This is a genomic window from Xanthomonas axonopodis pv. maculifoliigardeniae (genome assembly GCF_041519315.1).
Lineage (GTDB): Bacteria > Pseudomonadota > Gammaproteobacteria > Xanthomonadales > Xanthomonadaceae > Xanthomonas > Xanthomonas euvesicatoria.
Window position 1 is genome coordinate 3,631,687 of record NZ_CP167998.1, and the last position, 25,350, is coordinate 3,657,036.

Here is a 25,350-nt window from a genome sequence, read left to right on the forward strand (position 1 = left end):
CACCAGTGCATGGCATCAGAAGCGCAAACGCAGACCCGCGTAGTAGCGACGCTCGAAGATGTTCTGGTCGAAGTAGTGATTGGTCCACTGCGCGTAACGGCGTTCGCTTTCGCCAGTCAGGTTGGTGGCCTGGGCGTACAGGGTCAGGTGATCGTTGACGTCGTAGCTCAGCGACGCGTCCAGGTAACCGACGTCGTCGTTCCAGATCGCCAGCTCGTCGCCCCATGCGGAACTGTTGACCTGGCTGAAGCGCTTGCTGCGCCAGTTGTAGGCCACGCGCGCCTGCAGCTTGTCCTTCTGATACCACAGCACCGCGTTGGCCTGGTGCTTGGAGTTGTCGCCGATCGGCAGCGTGTTGCCGTCGATATCGGTGTTGTCGGTATCGGCATCGGAGAAGGTGTAGTTGATGTTGGTGCCGAAGCCGCTCAGCCAGCCCGGCAGGAAATCGAAGGCCTGCTGGTAGCCGATTTCAAAGCCCTTGATCTTGCCTCCGCCACCATTGACGATGCGCTCGACCGGGCCGCCCGCACGCACGACGCCATCGGCATCGGGCAAGGCTTCGATATTGGTAACGGTGGTGGGGAACGACTTCACGTCGATCAGAAACGCACCCACGCTGATCAACGAGGCATCGGCGAAATACCATTCCCACGAGGCGTTGTAGTTGGTGGCGCGATACGGATCCAGATCCGGATTGCCCGAACGGCCATTGAGGAACAGCACCGCATCCGATGGCAGCGACGGATTGCGCGGCGGCGTGCCGTTGACCGCATAGAAGCTCACCAGACCACGGCCCAGATCGGGCAGGTCCTGACGCGCAACCGCCTTGTTGTAGGCGAAACGCAGCTTCTGCGCGTCGGTGACGTCCAGCGACAGGTTCGCGCTGGGCAGCACATCGGTGTACTGGCGATTGAGACGGTTGGTGCCGATCGCGGGACTGACGCCGTTCCATTCGACATTGCCGATATAGACGTTGCCGCTGCTCAGGTACTGGTCGATCGCCAGCTTGGTCTGCACGATGCGCGCACCGATGTTGGCCGTCCACGGCACGCGCGTGCCGGTCCCGCCTTCCAGGTTGGCCATGAAATAGGCCGAGCTGGTTTTTTCGGTGACCTGGTAGGAATCGGCTGCCTGCTGATACGCCACGTTGCCCGGATACAGGCTGTTGAGATAAGCAACCGGGTCTTTCATCGCCTGCGGGTTGATCGCCGGTAGGCCCTGACTGCCCAGGCCGGTGACCTTGAGCGGATCGAAGTCGTTGAAATACGCCCAGTAGCCGGGAATCGAATTGAACGGCAGCAAGCGCGCTTCGGACACGCCGCTGCAGGTATCGACGATCAGCGGATCCTTGTAGTAGTACAGCGAACGGTTCGGGTCGGCACAGCTGGACGACACCGGCGACAGATACCGATAGGTATCGAGCTTGAAATCGCGCTCACCGTAGCGAATGCCGAACTGGAAGCCGCGTACCACGCCCTCGTCGAACTCGAAGGTGCCATCGGCGCGGAATGCGTCCATCTTTGCGTCGATCTTGTTGCCCTGCGCCCAGGTGGACATCAGCTGCCAATTGTCTGGATTGGACACATCGGTCGCGAGGTTGACTGCCGGGTAGGTGCCGCGGAAATCCACCGATGCATCCACGGTGGGCAGGCCATTGACGTTGGCCCACTGGGTCACGCCGCCGGCACGTGGGATCTGGTCGCCGCGCGTCACTGCTGCATCGGCACGCGCTTCGTCGTAGGTGCGCTGCGCATCGCCATGCACCCAGCGGAACGAGGCACGGAATGGGCCGCCGTCGTCGTAACGCAATTCCAGATTGGTATTGAGCGCATCCGAATCCGCCACCCCGGCCATCGAATGCGCCTGAAAGCGGTTGTAACGAAAATTGCCGTACTCCAACACGCCGTTGGGATCGACCACAGATCCCGGCTGCAACTGATTGGTCGCCCAACCGGTGTGCAGCTGCGCGGCAACCGAGGTGTCGTGGTCTTCGAGCTTGGTGTAGGCCGCGTCCGCCAACACGGTCCACGAATCGTTGATGTTGAACTGGAACGAGCCATTGATGCCGGTGCGCTGGCGATCGGTGCTGCGGTTATCCAGTTCGGTCGCCACCCAGTTGTAGAAGTAGTCGCGCGGCAGGTTGCCCGGGTCGGTATTGCTGCCGATACGTCCATCGCCGTTGAAGTCGAAGCCGACGTTCTGTTCGGTGGATTTCTGTGCGCCGTTGGAATACACGCTGGGGTGCTTGTTTTCCAGCGTGGCATCCGAATACGACACCGCCAGCAACGCGCCCCAACGCGCGGTGCGAAAACTGGCCAGCCCCGAGTACAGCGCGTTGGCCTTCTGCACCCGATCGCCGTACGAGCCTTCGGCCTGGCCGCTGAAGGTCCAGCCTTCCGGCAGATCGAATGGGCGCCGCGTCTTCAATGAGACCGTGCCGCTGATGCCGCCATCCAGATCGGCGGCAGTGGGCGACTTGATCACGTCCACGCCACTGAACAGCGTGGGTGGAATGTCCACGAAATCCGGCTGCGCGCGGCCGATGTTCGGCTGACCATATTGATCGCCGCCGCCTGCACTCAGGTACAACTCCCCGTTCATGGTGGTCTGCACCTGCGGCATGCCGCGGATATTGAGCTGCGAACCTTCGCCGGCCGACCGCCGGATCTGCACGCCAGGCACGCGCTGCAGGGAATCGGTGATGGTGACGTCGGGCAATTTGCCGATGTCTTCGGCAGAGATCGAATCGATGATCTGCGCCGCGCTGCGCTTGTTCTCGATGGCTTCGGCCTGCGCGCCGCGCACGCCCTTGACCATCACCTTGTCCAGTTCGGTGACGCCTGGAGCGGTGGCGGTGTCCTGCGCGCTTGCGCCGCCGGCAAGCAGGGTGAGCGCAGCCGCGAGCGCGGCGGCCAACGGGGTATGGCGGGTATTCGAATGCAGCTTGTTCATGGTCCCCTCCCAGGGATGACAAATCCACGACCGTTTCGACTGGCATTGCCGGCACGGCAATGCGGTATTGGCTGACGTACCAGACGGTGCGTCAGTGCGAGGCACTGTGCATGGCACGGCGCGGCAACACGCAGACGTCGCTACGGAACCCCGTTGGCGACACCTGTCGATGGTTCGGCATTCCAGCCACGCAGTTGCAGCGTGGCGTTGCGCAAGGTGGCAGCGGACGGCCCGCGAATTTCCACCACGCGCTCTTCGCCTGGTACCAGGCTCAGATAGTTGTCGCTGTAATAGGCCGGCAGGATGCGTTGGCCTTGCGCATCCACCAGGGTCAACTTGGTGTTGAGGGCCACCTGCTGCGACCGGTTGCGGACAGTGGCGCGCAGCACGGTCTCGTTGCCCTGCTGCAATTGCGTGGTGAGCTGCAACGGCACCTTTGCGAGCGCATCCAGCCCACGCATCGCCACCGCATCGCGCGCCACCCAGTAGAAGTTGCGCGAACGCACCACCGCGTCGCGGTCGAGCAACTGCAGCCGCACAAAGCCCAGCCCGTTGGTGTCCGTCAGCAACGGCGCCAACTGCAGCACGGGTGCCGACACTGCCACTGCCGCGGCGTCCAGCGGCTGTTCGCGCTGTTGCAGCAGCGTGCCGTCGTGTGCGTACACCTGTGCACGCACACGCAATCCACGCACCGGCGTGGCAGCGTTGTTGACCACGACCACGTCGTGCCCCGGCAGATTCATCTGCACATGCAGCGTCTCGGCTGCAGTGCGCACGCCGTAATACGCGGCGTGGGTGTCGTAATCGTGGCTATACACCTGCCACATGTTGCTCGGCCACGCCGGATGGCTCATCCACAGCAGGCGGCCGCTGTTCTTGCTCCACAGTTGCGCGTTGAAGCCTTCGAAGATGGCGCGATGGGTTTCGTAATTGAGCAGCTGCGCCTTGCGATCGAAATCCTCTAGGCTGGTCGGTGCGCCCAGCTTGTCGGTCAGCGTGCGCATGAAACTGTTGGTATCGCCATTACCGGACTGGTGCCAATCGTGGTACGCCCAGGCGTCGCTGATTGGCCATTGGTCGCCAACCGCCGGCACCGAGGCCTTGAACGACTCCAGCGTGGAGAACGATGGCGTGCCCACTTCCACCGAGAAGCCCTGCGCCAGCTTGTTGAAGTAGGCCACCGGCTCGCGATAGTTGTACGGCCCACTGCCTTGTAAATTGATCTCGTTGGAGCTTCCTGTGTACCAGCGCGTGCCGTCGAGTTCGGCGACCAGCTTGTCCAGGCCTTCGTTGAGGATGGGGGCCGGCACGCCTTCGTTGCGCCCGAACCACAACACGATGGACGGATGATTTCGGAAGCGCTTGATCACCTCGGCCGCGTTGTCCAGGAACAGCGCCGCGTCGGCCGGTTCCATGTTGTAGTTCTGCGTGGACTGCCAGAAATCGTTGAGCACCAACATGCCGTATTCGTCGGCCAGCTCGAAGAAGTTTGCTTCGGTGTTCTGCCCGACCCAGTTGCGCACCACATTGAAGTGCGCATCGCGCTGCAGGCGAAAGTACGGCTCCAGCCGCTCACGCGACACGCGCTTGCGCCAATCGTCCATGCCCCAGTTACCGCCCTTCACCGCAATGCGCACACCGTTGATGCGGATGACCAGATGCGGGGCCAGCGTGGAATCGTCCAGCTGCTGAACTGCCGGCGAGCCCAGCGCACCGGGATACAGCGACTGCGCGTTGCCGCCGGGTACCGGCCGGATCGCCGCATGGCGTACATCGACGATGCGTTCGCCACGCTGGCGGGCCTGGTTGAGATCGACCAGTACACGGCGCAATGCGCCATCGTCGTCGAATAACGACAGCTCGTAGGTCACTTCGCGAATACCGAAGCGCAGCTGCTGCGCATCCGAGCGCGCGCCTTCCACATCGACCCCCACTTGCAGCGTGTACAGCGCAGGCTCGCCGTAGCCGTTGGGCCACCACAGGCGCGGGTTGACGAGGCGCAACTGCGGCGTGTCGGCCGCGGTGAACTTCAGCGTACTGCCGCCGGCCGGCACCGTGACCTGGCGCTGGATGGTCAAATCGCCGAAGGCCAGCTGCACATTGCCCTGCACTGCGGCAGGCGTGTCGTTGCGCAGCGGCACATTGATTTCCAGTTCGGCGCGTTGATGATCCGGCGCCAAGCGCGCGGTCAGCACCTGGATGTCGCCAAGTGCGAGCGGGCCGCTGGCGTGCAACTGCACGTCCTGCCACAGACCGGCATTACGGTCGCGTACCGCGGGAATCCAGTCCCAACCCTCGGTGGCGATAAAGGTCGGGCCATCCAGGGCCTGCATGCCGCCGTTTTCGCCGACGCCTGCGCGCATCGATTGTTCGTGCGCAATGCCCGGATGCGGTGGCGGCGACACCCGTACCGCAATGACGTTGCGACCTGGCTTGAGCTGCCTGCTGACATCGAAACGACCGCGTGCGAATGCGCCGCGCGTACGCCCGACCTGCACGCCGTTGACCCAGACTTCGCCGGCATAGTTGATGCCATTGAACAGCAGTTCCAGACACTTGCCTTGCGCGGCGGCAGGCAGATCGAAACTGCTGCGGTACCACCAGTCCTGACGGCTCAACGCTTCGGGAATGGCCATATTGTTCAGGCCGATGTCCGGATCCGGATACACGCCACGGTCGACCAGCGTGGTGAGCACGGTACCGGGCACGGTCGCCACACGCCACGACGCATTGCCGGTGGTGTCATCACGACGCGACAGCGTGGCGCCGGTCGCTGCACCAAGCTCCGGTGCTGCGGCCAGTTGCCATGCATCCACACGCCAGGATGCGGCATCCAGCGATTGCAGCGCAGGCGCATCCGGTACTGGCTGTGCAACCGGCGCCGAGAACGCTGCGCTGCTGCGCGGCAACGTCGCAGCCGGCTGCGGCGCAAGCTGGCCGGCCATCTGCTTGACCTGCAAACGCCAGCCTGGCGATGCGTCTTCGAAGCGCTGCAGTGCCGGATCCGGCGCGTTTGCGGCAAGCCGTGCAATGGCCTGTGCATCCAGCGCGCCCGCCTGTGCGGTAAAGCCCGCGATATCGCCGCCGAAATGTTGCGTATACGCCGCAGGTTGCTGGCGTGGACCGAAGACGAGCGTCGGCGCGATGGCCGTCCGTTGCACACGACCGCTGGCGACCTTGCGGCCGTTGGCGTACAGGGTCAGGCGTTCTCCCTGGGCAACTGCGGCCACTTGCGTCCAGCTGCCTGCACGCAAGGTCTGCGTACTGCGCAGCACATTGTCGGCGCCCTGCGCAAAGCCGAGTGTGCCGCCATCGATTGCGAAGTACCGGCCTGCGCCTTGCGGATCGCCGACGCCTGCAATCAATGCAGGACCTGTAATCGAACGTGATGGGCGCACCCATCCAACCACGCTCCAGTCCGCATCGGCAGACAACCACGGCGTCTGGGCGGCGAGCTTCTTGGTCAGCGCAACGCCACCGGCAAGCACGCGCACGTCATACGGACCGGGCGGATCGTCGGCAGGCGCTGCCTCCACTGCAGTCCAACCCATGCAAGCACACAACACCCACAGCGCTCCGCGGCGGAACGCCCTGCGAACCATCAGCATTAGAGGCCTCTCCCAAGCTCTACTGCCACACAACGGTGCACACCGCTTCGATGCAATCGGCAACCCGTCGTGCAGACGTTCTGCGTCATGACCTCCGTGATGCCGCCCGTGGCTGCCGCCCCTGTTTCAGCGGCCATGGTGCGAGGTAACGTTACCCCAGCTGGATATCGACAACAACCTTTCTGCGTTAGGGTTGGCAATCCCAGGAGGAGGGAATCATGCGAAACCTGATCCAGTCCGCAGTCCCCGCGGCATGTGCATTGTTGTGTTTGATCGCTGCACCCGTTGCAGCACAGAGCTTGCGCGTACAGTCGCCCGATGCACGCACGCAAGTGGAATTCACGCTGCGCGACGGCGGCGTGCCCAGCTATCGCGTGCTGTATCGCAACACGTTGGTGCTCGACGATGCACCGCTCGGGCTGGATCTGGGCCGAGGCAACAAGCTCGGCCGTGACATGACGCTAGAAGGCAGCACGACCGAACTGCACGACAGCCGCTTCACCTTGGCGGTGGGAAAGACGCGACAGGCACGCGACCACTATCGAGAACTGCGCGTGCAACTGGCCGATACGCAACGCCGCAAGCTCAACATCGAACTGCGTGCGTATGACGACGGCATTGCGCTGCGTTACGTCTTGCCGGATGCGGGCCAGGTGCGCATTCGCGACGAACTCACCAGCTTTGCATTCCCCCACGATTACCGCTGCTGGAACTTGAATCTGGGCCGCTTCGGAACCAGCCACGAGGGCGAATACGATGCAATCGCCGCATCCAGATTGCGCGCGCATCATCTGCTCGAGTTACCGCTGGTGTGCCAGACCGATGCCAACGGCACCACGCTTGCGATCGGCGAAGCGAATCTGCGCGATTACGCCGGCTTGTATCTCACCGGTCGTTCCGATGGCGGTCTGGGCGTGTCGGCAAAACTTTCGCCGCGCTTGGACGACCCCACGGTGGCGGTCAGCATCGATGCCAAGGGACGCGATTTCGCCACGCCATGGCGGGTGATCATGCTGGCCGACAACCCCGCGAGCCTGATCGAATCCAATTTGATTTCCGCGCTGAACCCGCCACCTGCCTTCGATGCGAGTTGGGTGCGCGCGGGCAAATCGGCGTGGGATTGGTGGTCGGGCAGCCTGGCCAGCGGGGTGGCGAACCCGGGCATGAATACCGCCACCATCCAGCGCTATATCGATCATGCGCGGGATTTGAAGCTGCAATACATGCTGATCGACGACGGCTGGTACTACGGCAGTACCGGCGATGGCCAGTACAACGCCGATGCAGACATTCTCCGCCCGGTCGAGCAACTCGATCTGCCTGGCCTGGTGAACTACGCACGCAAGCGCCATGTGGGGCTGTGGCTGTGGGCGCACTGGCGCGCGCTCGATGCGCACATGGACCAAGCGCTCACCTGGTACCAGCAGCTGGGCATCAAGGGCATCAAGGTCGATTTCATGGACCGCGACGACCAGCAGATGGTGGACTTCTATCATCGTCTGCTAAGCAAGGCTGCAGAGCACAGGTTGCTGGTGGATCTGCACGGTGCGTATCACCCGACCGGGCTGACCCGCACCTATCCGAACTATCTCACCCAAGAGGGCGTGCTCGGCGCCGAGTACAACAAGTGGAGCGCACGCATCACCGCGACCCACAACCTCACCTTGCCGTTTACGCGCATGTTGCTTGGACCGATGGATTACACCCCTGGCGGCTTCCGCAATGTCCGCCCGGCCGAGTTCAAGCCACAGCACTTCGGGCCGCAGGTGATGACCACACGCGCGCAGCAATTGGCGATGTATGTGGTCTACGAGAGTCCGTTCGCGGTGGTTGCCGACAGTCCCGAGCAATATGAAAACGTGCCCGCCGCGCAGTTCCTGCGCGATGTGCCTGCAAGCTGGGACCAGACGCGCGCATTGGATGGCGCCATCGGCGAGCACATCGCACTGGCGCGGCGTAGCGGCAAGGACTGGTATGTGGGCGCGATGACCAACGAGCAGGCGCGCACGCTGACCCTGCCGCTCTCGTTCCTGAGCGAAGGCAGTTGGACCGCCACCATCTATACCGATGGAGAGACCCCGAGCGACGTACGCATCGACACACGCAGGCTCACACGTAACGACACATTGCAGCTTGCGCTTGCTGCAGGCGGCGGCGCTGCAGTGAGGCTGCAAAAAAAGTAAGAGCAGCCATGCTGATAGTGGAGTGAACTGGCACACCTTTGCGCAATAGCAAACGCCGTACGCAAAGGTGTGCATGACCATTGACATGGCATCCGCTTAGCGCATTGCGCTTGCTTCGTGCCTGATGTCACGCAATGCATTGTTGCCCATCCAGTTGTTTTTTGCACAGCTAGACTGCGCACGCCTTCAACGCAGGCATGCGCCCCGAACGGAACTCGGAATGCACCTGCGGACTGAAGCTGCTGTCCTGCATGGTACGCCGCGTGCAGGCAGTTTCATTCCGGCGCCAAGGGACAACACATGACCTTCCGTTCTCATCGGCCGATATCGATCAGCCACGCGATTGCTGCGCTTTGCGTTTTTGCACTGGCTCCCACAGCCGGCGCTGCCACGCTGCTATCGCCATCGATCTCGACGACCAGCGACCGCAGCATTGATACACTGATGCCACCCTTGCTTCGCACACCGGCCACCGCAAGCGTCGCAACTACCCAACGCGACGCGCTTGGCACGTCGCTGGCTGCATCCCGGGCATTTCCGCAGGTCACGCGGGACTTCAAGGCGTTTCTGGATGCGCAGGCGCAGCTCAGTTACGCAACACGTGGTGCTGCGGCCAAGGTCAGCGATCCCACCGCCTTCGCCGAAATGCAGCGTTATCTGTTCAATCGTTACAACGGTCTGACCGTGCTGCGCAGCGTGCAACAGGACGGCAAGGTGTTCGATTGCATTCCAAGTGCGCAGCAACCTGCCTTGCGCGATGGCAGCACGCCGGCGGCACCCCCCTCCCTCTCAAGTAACAAGGGGACGGTGGCGCCGGTCAACCCGGGTCAACGTTGCGACACCGGCAGCGTGCCGTTCGAACGCATCGGCTTGGCCGAGATGAGCAAGCATGCGAATCTGCGTAGCTTTCTACGCGGCACAACCCCGCGCGCGATCGCTCCCAGGCAGGCTGACGCTGTGCCGGCGGTGCAGGAAGCGGCGCCGGTAACGCATTACTACTCCATCGTCTTTCTGGATACCGCCGGCACATCGGTCACAGGCGCGGGAGCCGACATCAATCTTTGGGCACCCACGTTACGCTCCACCAACGAGAAACAAACCATCAGTCAGATATGGATCGTTGGTGAAAGCGCAAGCGAGCAAGTGCAAACACTTGAAGTGGGCTGGGAGATCCAGCCAGACGCAGGCTGGGGCAACAAGCCGATCGTTTTCATTTATTCCACCCAGGACGGTTACGTCACTACAGGTTGTCATAATCTGGATTGCAGCGATTTCGTGCAGACCAGCACGCGACATGTCCTGGGCGCTCAGCCGGCCGCAGGATTCAGCATTGCAGGCGGCAAGCAGACCCTGCTGGGTGTCGAATTCCAGAAGAATACCGACGGCAACTGGTGGCTGCGCCTGGACGGCGAATGGATCGGTTACTACAAAGCATCACTGTATTCGGGCGATCTCGCCGATGGACGCGTTGCGTACGTGAGCGCAGGCGGCGAGGTCTCGACCAACAGCGGTGTAGCCAGCACACGCATGGGGAGCGGTCAGTTCGCAGCGGCCGGCTATCGCCAGGCCGCATTCCAGGCCAACCACTTCTACCGCGATGCGGCGATGGTCACCCATCCCGTGCAGCGCCTGTCATCGCTGAGCGTGGAGCATCCGTCCTGCTACACGCTGGCGATGGCCGGTTACAGCTATCCGTATGCCTTGGATGCCGGCGTCACCCGCACCGGCTTGTCGCCGGAAATGCAGAATGGTGGTTTCTATTTCGGTGGGCCGGGCTGCGAACGCTGAATCGAGTTGCGTTGGGTCGATCGCGCGCACCGTTTGGTGCGCGCGATCGATCAGGGCAAGTCCACGCCTGCACATACCGCCGGACGCGCGTGCTTGATGGGTTGCACGCCACGCGCATCGAACTGCAGCCCCGCCTGTGCCGGCGCAAATGCCGGCCAAGCCGGCAGGCCCTTGGCATTCGGATTGCCCTGCTGCACGAACGCGGCCCAATAGCGCTGCAGGGACACCGGCGGCTGGCCGATCGGCAGATTCTTGAACAGGAACGGCAACTCGGCGCTATGTGTCACCTGCCCACCGGGCACCGCCGTATCGAACACGTAATGCCACACCGGCACGCCCAGCGCAGCCTGGCGTTGCGCCACGGTCACCGCCGGGCAGCGGAAGGTGAGATCGGTGGACAATTGCATGGATGCATTGCCTTGCCGCGCGGCGCGCTGCGCGATAGCGGCACGATGCGTTTGCAGGATGGTGTCGGCGTGGTCGGGATAGTCGCGGCGCACCCGCTTCTCGGCGCCGTCCTCGCCGCCATAGCGCAGTTCCTGCACCACGTAACCGATCAACAGTGGCACCTTTGCCTGCGCGCCGGCAGCCAGCAGTTCGGCCGGCGCACGTGGCAGCACGCGCCCGTCGACCACCGCCTGCAACCAGATATAGCCGTCGTCATCCAAGGCCGGCACATCCACGCCCTGCGCGGCCTTGAGCAGTTGGTCGGCCGGCAACGCGCGTAGTTGCGCCAGCCGTGTGGCCGAATCGTCGATGCCGGCACGTTTGGCAATGCTCACACCCAGCGCGCGATTGTCTTCCAGGCTGCGCGCCGGCAGGCCGAAGCCGGCAGTGCCGCTCTGTTCGATGGCTGCCGAGAACAGGCCACGTGCGAGCGGGCTGAGCATCAGCAAGCCCACGTCCTGGCCGCCGGCCGACTGCCCGGCAATCGTGACTCGCGCGGGGTCGCCGCCGAACTGCGCGATGTTGTCGCGCACCCATTGCAGCGCCGCGATCTGATCGAGCAAGGCGACATTGCCGGCGGCTTCGTTGTCGCCATCGGTCAGCTCCGGCAACGACAGGAACCCCAGCGCGCCCAGCCGGTATTGCAGCGTCACCACCAGCATGCCCTGCGCCACCAGGTTGGTGGGCAGATGTCCGTCGGCGCCGCCGGCCACGTTCGCGCCACCGTGGATCCATACGAACACCGGCAGCGGCTTGGCCGGATGCAACTGCGGTGTCTGCACTTCGACATAGAGGCAATCTTCGGTGCCGCGCCTGGCCATGGCGTTGTTCCAGCCCAGCGCCGGCTGCACGCACGGCGTGGCGGCCTGAGTGGCGTCGCGCACCTGCGTCCATGCGGCGACCGGTTGCGGCGGGCGCCAGCGCAGCGCGCCCAGTGGCGGCGCAGCGAAGGGGATCGCGCGGAAGACCGCACTGCCGTCGTCCTGCCATTGGCCACGCACCGCCCCATGATCGGTGCGCACCTCGGGAGGTGCCGCCGGCGTGGCGGCAGACGCGTTGGCACTGAACAGGCAACCGGTCGCAAGCAACAACGCACAAAAACGCACCATCAGTGTTCTCCGTTGAGCACGCGCGCGTGCCAGGCGGCCTGGAAGACCGCAGTGGCCGAGGCGACGTTGAGACTTTCCACCTTGCCGCTGCCGCGGATCGACAACTGCAGATCGCAATCGCGCGCGAAGGCGCGGTCCATGCCTTCGCTTTCCGCGCCCATCACATACACCAGGCGCTGCGGCAGCGCGGCGGCGAAGACGTCCTGGCCACCATCGACCAAGGTCGCGGCAATCGCAAAACCGGCCTGGCGCAGCTGCGCCATCGCCGTTGCAGTGTCGGGCAGTTGCACCAGCGGTACCGCTTCGGCGCCGCCTTCGGCCACGCGTGCCGCCGCGCCCGACAGGCCCAACGTGGAGCCGGCCGGCAACAACAGACCGGCCACACCGAAGTGCGCCGACGAGCGCAATATCGCCCCGAAGTTGTGCGGGTTGCCCACCCCGTCCAGCCACAGCGCCAGCACCGGGCCCTGCGGCAACGCGGCCAGCCATTCCTGCAACGGTTGCGGGGCGACGCGCAGCACCTCGGCGACGATGCCTTCATGGTGCGCACTGGCAGCGAGCTTGCTCAGATCGGCCTCGTCCACCACCCGATAGCCGATGCGCTGGGTCACGCACCAGGCCAGCAGCGCCTTGAACTGCGGAATGCGCGCCTCGCTCAGGTACAGCTTGCGCAGCGCCTGCGGGCGCGCCTTGAACACGGCCTGCACGGCGTTGATGCCGTACAGCCGCACCTCACGCGCGTTGCCGCTTGCTGCAGCGGCAGGTGGCGTGACAGCGGAAGTGTGCTGCGCTGGAGCGCGGGGTGCGGCACTGCGCGGTGCAGGTGTGCGCGGCGCAGCGCGGCCCCACGGGTTGTGCGAGGGGCCGGAGCCGCCGTCGCGTGGCGGCCGTCCGCCGCGTCCATCATGCTGTGTCATTGTCGGATCCAGGAGTTCGAGTTGCTTGCAGTGCGGAACGGCTGCTTCCGGCCGTTTCGCCGTCTGCGTGTCGATCGTGTTGCAGCACCGGTAGGGCCGCTGCCGCACAGGCAGTGACGCCGATGGTAAGCCACCGGCGCGATGGTCCGTACATGGCGGCTGCGCTGAGGCATGTTGAACGTCGTGCCGCCCGGCAGGAGGCGTCGACGCGACCCGAAGGCCAGCAGCATCTGCCAGACTCCTGCGGCGGCCATTTCCCGTCCTGCAGCTGGCCATCATGTGCATGCAATCACGCAGGGGCGGATACGCACACCGGCACGCCAACCGCAACGGGTGGATTCACCCGTGCGAACACACGCAGATCGTGCAGCCCATCCGGCTTGAGCAGCGCACAGCGGCTGACGCCTTCTTCGACGAAGCCATTGCGCAGCAACACCGTGGCCGATGCAGGATTGCGATCGAGCACAGTGGCCTGCACGCGATACAGCGGTCGTGTCTGCATCGCCCAGGCGACATACGTGCCCACGATGCGTGTCATCCAGCCGCGGCCCCAATACGTGCGACCGATCCAATACCCCAGCTCGGCCGAGTAGCGACGTTCGCCCTGCCCTGGGCGCACTGCGATCGTGCCGCAGGCCTGGCCATCGATCTCGATGGCCAGCACCGGGTCTCGCAAATCGACAACCCTACCCGCTAGGAACGCTTCGCCATCGGCACGAGTATATGGGTGAGGGAATCGCTCGCTCAATCCGCGCGGCACCAGCGGGTCGTTGGCATGCCGCACCAAGGCATCCAGGTCGTCTGCACGCCAGCGGCGCAATACGAAGCTCTCGCCTCGCAGGTGTATCGCCTGATCCATACCGGCACTCGCGGTGGCGGACGCGCCATGCTGCTCCCACCGCCGCGAACGCGCATTCTGCGCTTGCGTGCCTGCGCGCGAGCGGATCGATTCGCCAGAGCCGACAGCCGTGCCTGCATTGGCGTGAGGTGTGTGGCTGCTCCGACACCTGAGTCGATCAAGCTCCACGCAGACCACCTGCGCGCCGCGTTTTGAGACGACTCGCTGCAAGCGCCCATTCGTCTCGGTACGAGAACCAAACGGGGTTAAATATGCGAATGCGATACAGCGCATGCTTGTCGAAAGTATGCGTATTTGAGCGCTTAATTCGACGAAAAACCACAAGCGGAACTTTCATAGCCCGGTCATCTTCAGCGCCCCTTTGGCCGCATAGCAATCATCTCGACGAACAATCATCCATTCCCCCCGTCTACATCTCGCGACTGTGCCAGGCCGATGTGCATTCGTGTGCATAGCTCTGGCGGCACAGCTCGACTTCTCAACTTTTTTAACTCGCTTTGGAGAGGCTCTTGAATTCCGAATCACCGACCCAGCGCTCCGCGTCACGCCGTTATGCGAGCGCTGCAGCGCTTCTGTTTCTAACTCTGGTTGGCATGAGTACTACCGGCACCGCGTTTGCGCAGACCCAGGCGCCGGACGCACGACTCACGCGCGTGGCCAATCTCGCCGGCCAGCACAAGCCTGCTGGTGTCCCGCAGGACTATGTGCAGACGCCGTTCGGTTATTTCGCGCCTGCCTGTGTTCGTCATATTGGCGCTAGCGAACGTATTCTTGCCGACGGCACGCTGCAAAAAGCCAATGGTATCCAGGAACAATCTGCGCGCTGCAGCCAGGATAATTTCACCTCCAACGGCGTTCGGGTACGGCCCAATGGTCTTGGTCTGGACGGTCAGGAGGTCCGCCGCGGCGCGTCCAGCGCTGCCTTCAAAAAGCGCAGCCCCGTCCCGGCTGCCATCGACCACGCCTACATCAGCTCAGCCGGGTACTACAGCGGGGTGTCGCCCGGACGCATCGTGGCGAATTGGAAAGTGCCGCCGAACCCAACCAACGTGGCGAGGCAGACGATCTACTTCTTTCCGGCATTGCAAAGCGATACGCCTGTCATTCTGCAACCGGTACTGGGTTACCGCGGCGAAAGCAACAGCTGGGACCTGAGCAGTTGGAACTGCTGCAAGGAGGGCGTGGTCTGGTATAGCGATTTCATTCCAGCCAAGAGCGGCGACCAGATCAACGGGGACGTCTATGCGACATGTGCTGCCGGAAGCGTCTGCTCAAGCTGGAACATCGATACCCGCAATGTCACCAGCGGACGCAGCGTAAGGCTCAGCACTACCTCCTATGGCGATCTGACCCAGATCATGGCGGGCGCACTGGAGGTGTACTCGGTGGACAGTTGTGACGAGTATCCGGCGAGCGGCAATATCACGTTCACCGGGGTGGCCGTATACGACTACCGGATGAAGCAGGTCAGGTCGCCGCCGTGGGAGGAGATCATCGATAACTCCGGCCTCGATTTGCAATGCAACTACCAGTTGGACACTACCTCCACCACGGCAACCATCCACTACTAAAAGCGTAATTTCGCGCCGCCGCTAGAAACCGGCGGCGCTTCACGCTCGCAGAGAAACCGAGGGATGGCAACGCCGCAGGTCGTGCGGTCCTATAGCTGAGCCGCTTGCTGCATCGCCAGTGGCGGCCTTGGCTAACATCGGCTCGGCATGAGGAAGCAATCACTCCAACCTGGCACGTTGTTGTGGCGCCCGTGCCACATCAACGCGTGTAGCACTTTCGCCTGCGGCCGATGCAGTAGAACCAACCTCACTGGATGAGTGATGATCCCGAGTCGCTCACGCCAGGCCGGTGGGATCTTGCGTTGCCACCGGAGCGGATGGCCTTTAACGCTTGCGGGCCTGCGCCTGCCGTAGCGCAGCGCACAGGCGGATGGTCTCGCCGGTCTGCGCCAGGCCACGGTCGGCGCCACTGAGCTTGGCCAGGCGCGGCTTGAAGAACGCATCCAGGCGATCGGCCTCGTCCACGCTGCAGCCACCGGAAGCACCCAGCGCCGGCAACCCGCCACCATCGAACGAGCCACTGCGTTGCACGATGCGGTCGAAGTTGGCGGTGAACCAGGCCCACATCGACTCACGCGAACGCTCATCGCTGTGCCCTCGCATCAGCAGGCTCTTCATCTCGCCCACCTTGATCGCGTCGGTCAGCGCGAAATCGCGCACCTGCTTCAGCAGCGCCGGGTCCTGCACCGCACCCAGTGCGGCGATCATGGCGTTGCGCTGGGCCGGGTCTGCATGCGTGCGCAATGCATCGATCAGCGCCTGCACTGCCGGTGCGCCGCGTTCCTGGACAGTCACTGCCAGCACGGTGCCGAGCAAGTCCGGGTTGGCGGCGGAGAAATCCAGCGCACCCTTGCCGCCGGCCAGCACCGCATCGCCTTGCGCCAGCAGGGCCTTGCGGACCTCTGCGTTCTGCAGACGCAAGGCGAACACACTGGCCAGCGACGTGCGCAGTGCGGTGTCGTCGATCGACTCACCGCTGCGCCGCGTGTAGCCCAGCGCACGCAGACGCGGCAGGTACGCCTGTTCGGCGGCCTTGCGCAATGCGCCGCGCTGGGCCTCGGTGGTGGCCTGGTAACGCCAGATCCACCCGAAGCGGTCCAGCAACGCGGTCGACACATCGGCCGATGCCGACGGCGCCAACTGCGCGAGCGCTGCCAGCACGGCCGCGTTGTCGGCATCACCGTGACGGTACGCCGCATTGATCGCATCGGCGTAGGCGAGCTGTTCGTTATCGTCCAGCTGGCCGACCTGCTTGCCCAGCGCCGCCAACTGCTTGCTGGGCAGCGAGAAACGGTAATAGCCGGCGCCACGCGCATTCGGGAACACCCAGGTGTTCTTGCCGGCGCCTTCCAGCACGATGCTGCCGCTGCCGCCCTCAAGCAACTGGCAGGCGGTGCCAACCTGGTTCTTGCCCTTGCCGTACTTCACGCACACCGGCACGCCCCACTGTTGCGCGGCAGAGCCGCTGGAGCCCAGCGGCAGGTAGCGTTGCTGCTGCAGCTTGACCACGGTCTTGCCGCCTTCGCGCGCCACCTGGGTCTGCAGATACGGCACGCCCGGCTGGTTGAGGAAGCTGCGGAATGCGGCCTTGAAATCATCGCCCTTGCCGGCCGCTTCTGCGATTGCATCGACCAGGTCATCGGCGGTGGCGTTGCCGAACTTATGCTTGGCGATATAGGCGCGCATGCCCTGACGGAACACGCCTTCGCCAACGAAGGCTTCAAACATCGCCAGCACCGCCGCGCCCTTCTGGTAGGTGATGCCGTCGAAGGCGGTTTCGATATCGCCATTGCCGGTGATCGGCTGGCGAATCTTGCGTGCGCTCACCAGGCTGTCGTTTTCCATCGCATGCTGCGCACCGCCGATACGGTCCAGATTGGCGTGGTATTCCGGATGCAGCTGCATGGTGATCTTCTGCTGCATCCAGGTCGCGAACGCTTCGTTGAGCCACAGGTCGTCCCACCACGCCATGGTCACGGTGTCGCCGGTCCACTGATGCGCCAGCTCGTGCGCATTGACGTTGAAGGAACGCTGCACGTTCTCGGCCGGCGAATCCTTGTCCAACAACAGCAGCCAATCGCGGAAGGTCACAAACCCCGGGTTTTCCATCGCGCCGGCGCTGAAGTCCGGCGCTGCGACCAGATCGAGCTTGTCGAATGGATAACCGAAGGCGTAGTAGTCCTCCAGCGCGGCGATGATGGCCGGGGTCTGGTCCAGTGCGGGGGTGATGCGCGGGCCCTGGCCCTTGGCGGCAATGCCGCGCAACGGCGTGGCGTTGGGGCGCTGCGGGGTGGCCGGCATCGGCGCCACATCCACCACGTCCCACGGGCCGGCGGCGTAGGCGACCAGATAGGTCGGCAGCGGCACGGTCGGGGCGAACGTCACCGTCTTCCAGCCCTTGCCGGCGGGCTTGGTCGAGGTCGCGATGGTGTTGGCCAGCGCCTGGTCATCGCTGGGCACGGTCAGGCTGATGTCGAACGGCGTCTTGAACGCCGGCTCGTCGAAGCCGGGGAACGCGTAGCGCGCACTGATCGGCTCCATCTGCGTCATCGCATACGCCTTGCCCTGGTATTTCACCTGGTAAAGGCCCTGCAGCTGTTGGTTGAGCGGCGCGCTGTAGGCGATCTCCACGGTAAGCGTCTGCGGCGAGAGCGTGCGGCCGAAATCCAGCCTTGCCACGCCGGTTTGCGCATCGGCTTCCACGTAGCGTGCAGTCAGCGCCTTGCCCTTGCCGGGCTTGACGGTGACCTTGCTGACCTTCAATTCCTTGCCGTGCAGCCAGAGATGGTCGGACGCCTGCTTGAGCTGCACGCGGATGGTGGTGCGGCCGCTGAATTGCGTCTGCTCCGGGTCGATCTTGAGCGCGAGGCTGTAGCGCTCCGGTACTGCCCAGGTCGGCAGACGACCATTGGGAACCGGCTCGCCGGACGACTGTGCCAGCACGTTGCCGCAGCACAACGCGAGAAGGGAAGGAGCAAGCAGGCAGGCAAGACGACGCATCGACAACTCCGAGGATGGCAATCGTCGAAGTGCACCATATCCACCCGTGACTGTCATGGGCCATTGGTTGGCGACTGGCGCGCACCCGTGCTGTGCCGCGCCCACAGGACCGGCCACAATGCGCGCCCGTCCTGGCTGGGCACCGTTATGAGGCTCGCAGCGACGGCCTACCGTGCACAACCATATGAGACGTATCGCAGCACGCGGCATCGCCGCCGCATGCAACGTACCGCGCAGCGCAGCGACACCGGCCGCTCAGATGGACGAATGCACACACCGGCCCAGCACGTCGATGGCCTGACACATTCCCCGCCTCGACGAACGCCGGCAGCCGTTGCGCTGCCGGCCGCGTTCACGCATGCCCACCCACCGACGGCGTCTGCGCTTCCAGGGTTTCCAGCTGGCGTGCCACCGCTTCGGGCGACTTGGTAAACGGCGCGATCAGGCTGTAGAACGCCGGCACCACGTACAGCGACAACAACGTGGACAGCGAGACGCCGAAGATCACCACCACGCCGATGGTGGCGCGGCTGGCCGAGCCAGGCCCGCCGGCCACCACCAGCGGAATCGCGCCGACCACCGTCGCAATCGAGGTCATCAGGATCGGGCGCAAACGCACCGATGCCGACTCCACGATGGCCGCATGCACACTGCGCCCTTCGTCGCGCAACTGGTTGGCGAATTCCACGATCAGGATGCCGTTCTTGGCCGCCAGCCCCACCAGCATCACGATGCCGATCTGACTGAACAGATTGAGCGTGCCGCCGGTCAGCCACAGCCCCACCAGCGCGCCCAGCACGGCCAACGGCACGGTGAGCATGATCACCAACGGGTGCGCGAAGCTTTCGAACTGCGCGGCCAGCACCAGATACACCACCAGCAGCGCCATGCCGAAGGTCAGCAACACCGCACTGCCCGATTGCTGGTACTCGCGCGATTCGCCTTTCCAGTCCACCTGCGCATATTCGGGAAGCTCTTCCTGCGCGGCCTGCTGCGCCCAGGCGATGGCATCGCCAAGCGGGTAGCCCGGGGCCAGGCCGGCGGTGATGGTGATCGCACGCAGGCGATTGAAGCGATTCAAGGTGCCGGCTTCGGCCACTTCGCTCAAGGTCACCAGGTTGGACAGCGGGATCAGTTCGCCACGGTTGGAACGCACGCGAATGGCGGTGAGGTCTTCCGGCGACATGCGGCCTTCGCGCCCGGCCTGCAGCATCACGTCGTATTCCTCGCCATTGTCGACGAAGGTGGTGACGCGGCGCGAGCCCATCAACGCTTCCAGCGCCCCGCCGATGGCAGTGACCGGCACGCCCAGATCGGCCGCGCGCAGGCGGTCGATATTGACGCGCATCTGCGGGCGGGTTTCCTTGTAATCAGAGTCGGGGCCGACCAGACCGGGGTTGGCTTCCATGCGCTGCAAAATGCGGTCGCGCCATTGCGCAATCTCCGCGTAATCCGGCCCGCCCAGCACCAGCTGGAACGGTTGTCCACGGCTACGCACCAGCCCGCCGCTCACCTGCGTGCGCGCACGCACGCCGCTGAGCACATTGAGTTTCTGCTGCACCTCATCGGCCACTTCGGTGGTGGGGCGGGAGCGCTTTTCCCAATCCTGCAAGAACACGCTGACCCGGCCGGTGTGCATTTCCTCGCTGCTGCCAAAGCCGCCGGGCACGCGCGGGTTGGCGCGCACGATGGGTTTGTCCGGCCCCACGAAGGGGCGCAGGATGTCTTCCACCTGATGCATCTGCCCCACCGTGTAATCGAAGCCGGCCCCTTCGGGGCCGTCGATCATGATCTGGAAATTGCCGCGGTCTTCGGCCGGCGCCAGTTCGGAAGGAATGCGGCCCATCAGCCATGCGCTGGCGCCCAGCGCCAACAGCATCAACAGCGCAAAGATCCAGGTGCGGTGCACATGCCGCTCCAGCGAGCGCCCATACGCACCGGATACCGCCTGCATGCGCCCATCGAACCAGCGGTGGAAGCGATTGGGCTTGGCCTGCCCATGCGCGCGCAACAACTTGGACGACATCATCGGCGTCAGCGTCAGCGCCACGAAGGCCGAGATCGCCACTGCCGCCGCCAGCGCCACCGCCAATTCGCGGAATAGCCGCCCGGTATTGCCTTCCAGAAAACCGACCGGCAGAAACACCGCCACCAGCACGGCCGTGGTCGCAATCACCGCGAACGCCACCTGCCCGGTGCCGCGCTTGGCGGCCACCAGCGGCGGTTCGCCCAGATCGATCCGGCGCTGGATGTTTTCCACCACCACGATGGCGTCGTCCACCACCAGGCCGATACACAGCACCAAGGCCAGCAGGGTGAGCAGGTTGATCGAAAAATCGAAGGCGTATAGCGCAATGAACGCGGCAATCAGGCACACCGGTACCGTCACCGCAGGGATCAGCGCGGCACGCGCGCTGCCCAGAAACACCCAGATCACCACCAGCACCAGCACCACCGCTTCCACCAGCGTGTGATACACGCGCTCCACCGCCGCATCGATGAAGGTGGTGGTATCGAAGGCAACGAAGATGTTGGTGCCCTTCGGGAGCGACTTCTGCACTTCTTCGGCTTGCGCGCGCGCCTCACGCGCCACGTCCAGCGCATTGGCGGTGGAGTTGCGCACGATGCCCAGCCCCACGTTGGGCACGCCATTGCTCTGGAAATAGGCGCGCCGCTCGGCCGAGGTCAGCTCCACCCTGGCCACATCGCCCAGCCGTACCACGTAACCGCCCTCGCCCTTGTTCAACGGCAACTTGGCGAAGTCTTCGGGCTTGAGATAACTGCGCTCCACGCGCAAGGTGAAATCGCGCTGCGCCGATTCGATGCTGCCGGCGGGCAGCTCGACGTTTTCGTTCTGCAGCGCCGCTTCCACATCGGCCACGGTGAGTTCGCGTGCCGCCAATTGGTCGCGGTCCAGCCAGATACGCATCGCATAGCGCTGGCGCCCGCCGATCCGCACCTGCGCCACGCCATCCAGGCTGGAGAAGCGGTCGACCACGTAGCGCTCGGCGTAGTCGGACAGCTGCAGCGTGTCCATCGTGCTGGAGCTCATGTTGAGCCACAGGATGGGGTCGGCGTCGGCTTCGACCTTGGAAATCTCCGGTGGACGCGCCTGGTCGGGCATGCGGTCGGACACCCGGCTGACCGCATCGCGCACGTCGTTGGCGGCCGCTTCCACATCGCGCGATTGCACGAACTCGATACTGATGTCGGAGGAGCCATTACGGCTGCGCGCCTCGATGGTGGAGATGCCCTCGATGCCGGCCAGCGCGTCTTCCAGCACCTGGGTGATGCGGCTTTCCACCACTGCGGCAGAGGCGCCGGTGTATTCCACATCCACCGAGACGATGGGCGGGTCGATGGCCGGCAACTCGCGCAGCGTGAGGCGGGTGAACGACATCACCCCCAGCACGATCAGCAGCAAACTCATCACCACCGCCATCACCGGGCGGGTGATCGACAGGTCGGAGAGTTTCATTGTGCGGCCGCCTGCGGGCGTGGCGCTGCGGGCGCGGCCTGATCGGCAACCTTCAGGCCCGGGCGCAGCTTGCCGGTGCCATCGACCACGATGCGCTCACCGGCCTTGATGCCTTCGAGGATTTCCACCTTGCCGTCGCGACGCTCGCCCAGCCGCACATCGGCGCGCTCCACGGTGCTGTCGGGCTTGACCCGGAAGACGTACGATTCGCGCCCCACCTGCACCACCGCAATTTCCGGAATCACCACCGCCTGCCGCGCCGGCTGGAACAGCCGCACATCCAGCAGCATGCCCGGACGCAGCCGGCGATCGTCGTTGGGGAAATCCGCACGTACCGTCACCGAGCGCGTGGTCTCATCGATCCGCGAATCGATGGTCACCACCTCGCCCTGGAACTGCGCGCCCGGATACGCCGCCGCGCTGCCGCTCACGGCATTACCGAGTTGCACCAGGCCGAACTGCGATTCCGGCACCTGGAAATCCACATACATGCGCGCCACATCGTCCAACGTGGCGATCACCGTGCTGGAGGTGATCAGCGAGCCAGGGCTGATCTGGCGGATGCCCAGCACGCCGGAAAACGGCGCGCGCACTTCGCGGTCGGTGATTTCCGCGCGCATCTGCTGCACGCGCGCCTGTGCGGCATCGCGCAGCGCGCGCTGCGTGTCCACGGTGGACTTGGCCACCAGTTGCTGGCCAACCAGACTCAACTGGCGGCGGTACAACTGGTCGGTCTCTTCGAAGGTGGCCTGTGCGGCGGTCAGTGCCGCCTGCTGCGAATTGCCGCGCAGACGCAGCAGCAATTGCCCGGCCTTGACCTCGTCGCCGCTGTCGAAATACACCTGCTCCACCACATCGCTGACTGCGGCGGTGAGCGCCACCGATTCGCGCGCACGCACGGTGGCGATCGACTGCACGGTCGAGTTCCAGGGTTGGGTGGCCACCGTCTGCACCGAGACCGGAATGGGTTTGGCGGCGGCCGGCGTGCTGGCCTGACGGCTACAACCGGCCAGGACAGCGGCCAACAAGAGCGCGGCGCAAACGCGCGCGCTGGGCAGAACAGGCATCAGAACATCCTGGCGGGGTACGTCGAAAGTTTACCGACCTAGCCGCCATGAATTGACAGAAAGGGCGCGCTTTGCACCATGACCAAAGACCCTTGCTGTCCTTGGCACGATGCGCTGGTCAGCGCGGCCAGCACCTGGCCGCGCATTCGCCAGACGGGCGCCGCCGGTATGCAATAACGGCGTGTATGGGGTCATACACCGCCGCTGCGTACACGCACCGCGTTTGCCTGACGACCGCATGCCCTGTCGTGTTAGCCGCCCTTAGAGCGGCTAACAAAACGTAGCGAGCAGTCAGGTGGGTGCGGACGGCGCACTCAGAACCGGAGTGTACGAGTGGTACATGCCGATCGAGCACCGGCCGCGCCCGCCTGGCGGCTGCGCAGGAGTTTTACTAGCCGCGCTTAGCGTTCCAGTCCCAGATATTCGAGCACATGGTGCGCCAGCGCCTCTACATTCTCACCATCGGCGTGAAGATGGATCTCCGGGTTCTGGGGTGCCTCGTACGGCGAGTCGATCCCGGTGAAATTGGGAATCTGCCCGGCGCGCGCCTTGCGGTACAGCCCTTTCACATCGCGCGCTTCGGCAACGGCCAGCGGCACGTCCACGAAGACCTCGACGAACTCGCCCTGGTCGAAGCGTTCGCGCGCCAGCTGCCGCTCGGCACGGAATGGCGAAATGAAACTCACCAGCACGATCAGGCCGGCATCGGCCATCAGCCGGGCCACTTCGGCCACGCGACGGATGTTTTCCACGCGGTCTTCGTCGGTGAAGCCCAGGTCGCGGTTGAGCCCGTGGCGCACGTTGTCGCCGTCCAGGATGAAGGTGTGATAGCCCAGCGCGTGCAGGCGCTTGTCGACCAGGTTGGCGACCGTGGACTTGCCGGCCCCCGACAGCCCGGTAAACCACAGCACGCGTGGCGCTTGGCCCTTGATGCGCGCACGTGCGCTGCGATCCACGTCCAGATGCTGCCAGTGCACGTTGCCGGCGCGGCGCAACGCGAATTCCAGCGTGCCGGCGGCCACGGTGGCATTGCTTTGGCGGTCGATCAGGATGAATCCGCCGAGCACGCGGTTGCGCGCGTAAGGCGAGAACGCGATCGGTTCGTCCAGTGCCAGGTTGCAGTAACCCACCTCGTTGAGTTCCAGGCGCTTGGCGGCCAGCCGCTCCTGCGTGTTCACATCGACCTTGTGCTTGATCTCGCTGATGCTCACGGTCACGGTGCGGGTGCCGATCTTGAGCCAGTACGGGCGGCCGGGCAGCAACGCAGCATCGTCCATCCACAGCAGATGCGCGGCGAACTGGTCGGCCACCTCCGGCGGGTCGTCGACGGCGGCAATGATGTCGCCACGGCTGATGTCGATCTCATCGCGCAAGGTCAGCGTCACTGCCTGCCCGGCGCGTGCGCTGTCGACCTCGCCGCTGGCATCGCGCACGCTTGCCACCTGCGTGCGGCGCCCGGACGGCACGACCACCACCGCATCGCCCGCACGCACCTGGCCGGCGGCAATCGTGCCCGCATAGCCACGGAACTGCGCGTTGGGGCGGTTGACCCATTGCACCGGCAGGCGCAGGCCGCTACCAGCGTCCAGCGACTCCAACTGCACGGTGTCCAGGTGCTGCAGCAGATGCGGGCCGCCGTACCACGGCATCTGCGTCGAAGCGCTGGACAGATTTTCGCCCGCCAGCGCCGACAGCGGAATGCACTGCACCTGGGCGATGCCCAGCTGCGCGGCAAGTGCGGTGTAGCCTTCTGCGATGTCGGCGAACACCTGCGCGTCGTAGTCCACCAGGTCCATCTTGTTGACCGCCAGCACCACATGCCGGATGCCCAGCAACGACACGATGTAGCTATGCCTGCGGGTCTGCGTCAGCAGGCCCTTGCGTGCATCCACCAGCACCACCGCCACATCGGCGGTCGACGCACCGGTGGCCATGTTGCGCGTGTACTGCTCGTGCCCGGGGCAATCGGCCACGATGAATTTCCGCCGGTCGGTATCGAAATAGCGGTAGGCCACATCGATGGTGATGCCCTGCTCGCGTTCGGCCGCCAGCCCGTCCATCAGCAGGGCATAGTCGATGCCCCCGCCCTGGGTGCCATGCCGTCGGCTATCGCTTTCCAGCGCGGCAAGCTGATCGTCGAACAAGCGCTTGCTGTCGTAGAGCAACCGCCCGATCAGCGTGCTCTTGCCGTCGTCCACGCTGCCGCAGGTGATGAAGCGCAGCAGCGGCTTGGATTCGTGTTGCTGGAGGTAGGCGCCGATGGTGCCGGGAATCGGGAGTCGGGAATCGGGAATCGCAAAAGCGTTCTCCGCCAACGTGACGTCTTCCGGCAACCGCTGTTGCGATTCCCCATTCTCCATTCCCCATTCAC

General features: G+C 64.4%; 12 protein-coding genes and 1 other RNA gene. 3 read left to right on the forward strand and 10 right to left on the reverse strand.

The features are described from left to right. Positions 1–15 precede the first annotated feature (15 nt). A complete protein-coding gene (locus ACDH77_RS15570; RefSeq protein WP_014090908.1) occupies positions 16–2,952 on the reverse strand; it encodes a TonB-dependent receptor in 2,937 nt (978 codons plus the stop codon). A 140-nt stretch (positions 2,953–3,092) separates the two neighbouring features. After that, positions 3,093–6,560 (reverse strand): glycoside hydrolase family 2, encoded by a 3,468-nt coding sequence (locus ACDH77_RS15575; protein ID WP_031424086.1) that lies wholly within the window; start codon positions 6,558–6,560, stop codon positions 3,093–3,095. Between the two features lie 218 nt (positions 6,561–6,778). On the opposite strand from ACDH77_RS15575, the gene ACDH77_RS15580 reads away from it, so the two are divergent. Further along, entirely contained in the window at positions 6,779–8,743 is a 1,965-nt protein-coding gene (locus ACDH77_RS15580) for a glycoside hydrolase family 97 protein (protein ID WP_372353540.1), read from the forward strand. Between the two features lie 300 nt (positions 8,744–9,043). Then, positions 9,044–10,531 carry a neprosin family prolyl endopeptidase gene (locus ACDH77_RS15585; RefSeq protein ID WP_206212848.1) on the forward strand — a complete coding sequence of 496 codons (1,488 nt, stop codon included), beginning with the start codon at positions 9,044–9,046 and terminating at the stop codon, positions 10,529–10,531. A 50-nt stretch (positions 10,532–10,581) separates the two neighbouring features. Here the strand turns inward: ACDH77_RS15585 and ACDH77_RS15590 are convergent, their stop codons facing one another. From ACDH77_RS15590 to ACDH77_RS15600, 3 genes are all read right to left on the reverse strand, one after another. After that, positions 10,582–12,087, reverse strand: a complete 1,506-nt coding sequence (locus tag ACDH77_RS15590; protein ID WP_218211954.1) for a carboxylesterase/lipase family protein — start codon at positions 12,085–12,087, stop codon at positions 10,582–10,584. Then, the gene (locus tag ACDH77_RS15595; RefSeq protein ID WP_033479195.1) at positions 12,087–13,004 is read right to left on the reverse strand and encodes a TrmH family RNA methyltransferase; all 918 of its coding nucleotides are present in this window, start codon (positions 13,002–13,004) and stop codon (positions 12,087–12,089) included. The genes ACDH77_RS15590 and ACDH77_RS15595 overlap by 1 nt, the downstream gene beginning before the upstream one ends. A gap of 289 nt (positions 13,005–13,293) precedes the next feature. After that, a complete protein-coding gene (locus ACDH77_RS15600; RefSeq protein WP_218488867.1) occupies positions 13,294–13,863 on the reverse strand; it encodes a GNAT family N-acetyltransferase in 570 nt (189 codons plus the stop codon). 593 nt (positions 13,864–14,456) lie between these two features. Here ACDH77_RS15600 and ACDH77_RS15605 point away from each other — a divergent pair. Beyond that, the gene (locus tag ACDH77_RS15605) at positions 14,457–15,434 is read left to right on the forward strand and encodes a hypothetical protein (protein WP_008576809.1); all 978 of its coding nucleotides are present in this window, start codon (positions 14,457–14,459) and stop codon (positions 15,432–15,434) included. Between the two features lie 324 nt (positions 15,435–15,758). Here the strand turns inward: ACDH77_RS15605 and ACDH77_RS15610 are convergent, their stop codons facing one another. From ACDH77_RS15610 to cysN, 5 genes are all read right to left on the reverse strand, one after another. Next, positions 15,759–18,434 (reverse strand): M1 family metallopeptidase, encoded by a 2,676-nt coding sequence (locus ACDH77_RS15610; protein WP_372353541.1) that lies wholly within the window; start codon positions 18,432–18,434, stop codon positions 15,759–15,761. Between the two features lie 352 nt (positions 18,435–18,786). Then, on the reverse strand, positions 18,787–21,912 hold the full coding sequence (locus tag ACDH77_RS15615; RefSeq protein WP_011348407.1) for an efflux RND transporter permease subunit: 3,126 nt from the start codon (positions 21,910–21,912) through the stop codon (positions 18,787–18,789). After that, the gene (locus tag ACDH77_RS15620) at positions 21,909–22,979 is read right to left on the reverse strand and encodes an efflux RND transporter periplasmic adaptor subunit (protein ID WP_029820154.1); all 1,071 of its coding nucleotides are present in this window, start codon (positions 22,977–22,979) and stop codon (positions 21,909–21,911) included. The genes ACDH77_RS15615 and ACDH77_RS15620 overlap by 4 nt, the downstream gene beginning before the upstream one ends. 268 nt (positions 22,980–23,247) lie before the next feature. Continuing rightward, a non-coding RNA gene (locus tag ACDH77_RS15625) (sX9 sRNA) lies at positions 23,248–23,321 on the reverse strand. A gap of 59 nt (positions 23,322–23,380) precedes the next feature. Continuing rightward, positions 23,381–25,339, reverse strand: coding sequence for a sulfate adenylyltransferase subunit CysN (gene cysN / locus ACDH77_RS15630; RefSeq protein WP_372353913.1), 1,959 nt, complete (start codon positions 25,337–25,339; stop codon positions 23,381–23,383). Positions 25,340–25,350 lie beyond the last annotated feature (11 nt).

Coding starts and splice junctions, on each gene's coding strand:
- ACDH77_RS15590 (WP_218211954.1), bottom strand. CDS start 12,087: ATGGTGCGTTTTTGTGCGTTGTTGCTTGCGACCGGTTGCCTGTTCAGT.
- ACDH77_RS15575 (WP_031424086.1), bottom strand. CDS start 6,560: ATGCTGATGGTTCGCAGGGCGTTCCGCCGCGGAGCGCTGTGGGTGTTG.
- ACDH77_RS15620 (WP_029820154.1), bottom strand. CDS start 22,979: ATGCCTGTTCTGCCCAGCGCGCGCGTTTGCGCCGCGCTCTTGTTGGCC.
- ACDH77_RS15610 (WP_372353541.1), bottom strand. CDS start 18,434: ATGCGTCGTCTTGCCTGCCTGCTTGCTCCTTCCCTTCTCGCGTTGTGC.
- cysN (WP_372353913.1), bottom strand. CDS start 25,339: ATGGAGAATGGGGAATCGCAACAGCGGTTGCCGGAAGACGTCACGTTG.
- ACDH77_RS15580 (WP_372353540.1), top strand. CDS start 6,779: ATGCGAAACCTGATCCAGTCCGCAGTCCCCGCGGCATGTGCATTGTTG.
- ACDH77_RS15605 (WP_008576809.1), top strand. CDS start 14,457: ATGAGTACTACCGGCACCGCGTTTGCGCAGACCCAGGCGCCGGACGCA.
- ACDH77_RS15600 (WP_218488867.1), bottom strand. CDS start 13,863: ATGGATCAGGCGATACACCTGCGAGGCGAGAGCTTCGTATTGCGCCGC.
- ACDH77_RS15585 (WP_206212848.1), top strand. CDS start 9,044: ATGACCTTCCGTTCTCATCGGCCGATATCGATCAGCCACGCGATTGCT.
- ACDH77_RS15595 (WP_033479195.1), bottom strand. CDS start 13,004: ATGACACAGCATGATGGACGCGGCGGACGGCCGCCACGCGACGGCGGC.
- ACDH77_RS15570 (WP_014090908.1), bottom strand. CDS start 2,952: ATGAACAAGCTGCATTCGAATACCCGCCATACCCCGTTGGCCGCCGCG.
- ACDH77_RS15615 (WP_011348407.1), bottom strand. CDS start 21,912: ATGAAACTCTCCGACCTGTCGATCACCCGCCCGGTGATGGCGGTGGTG.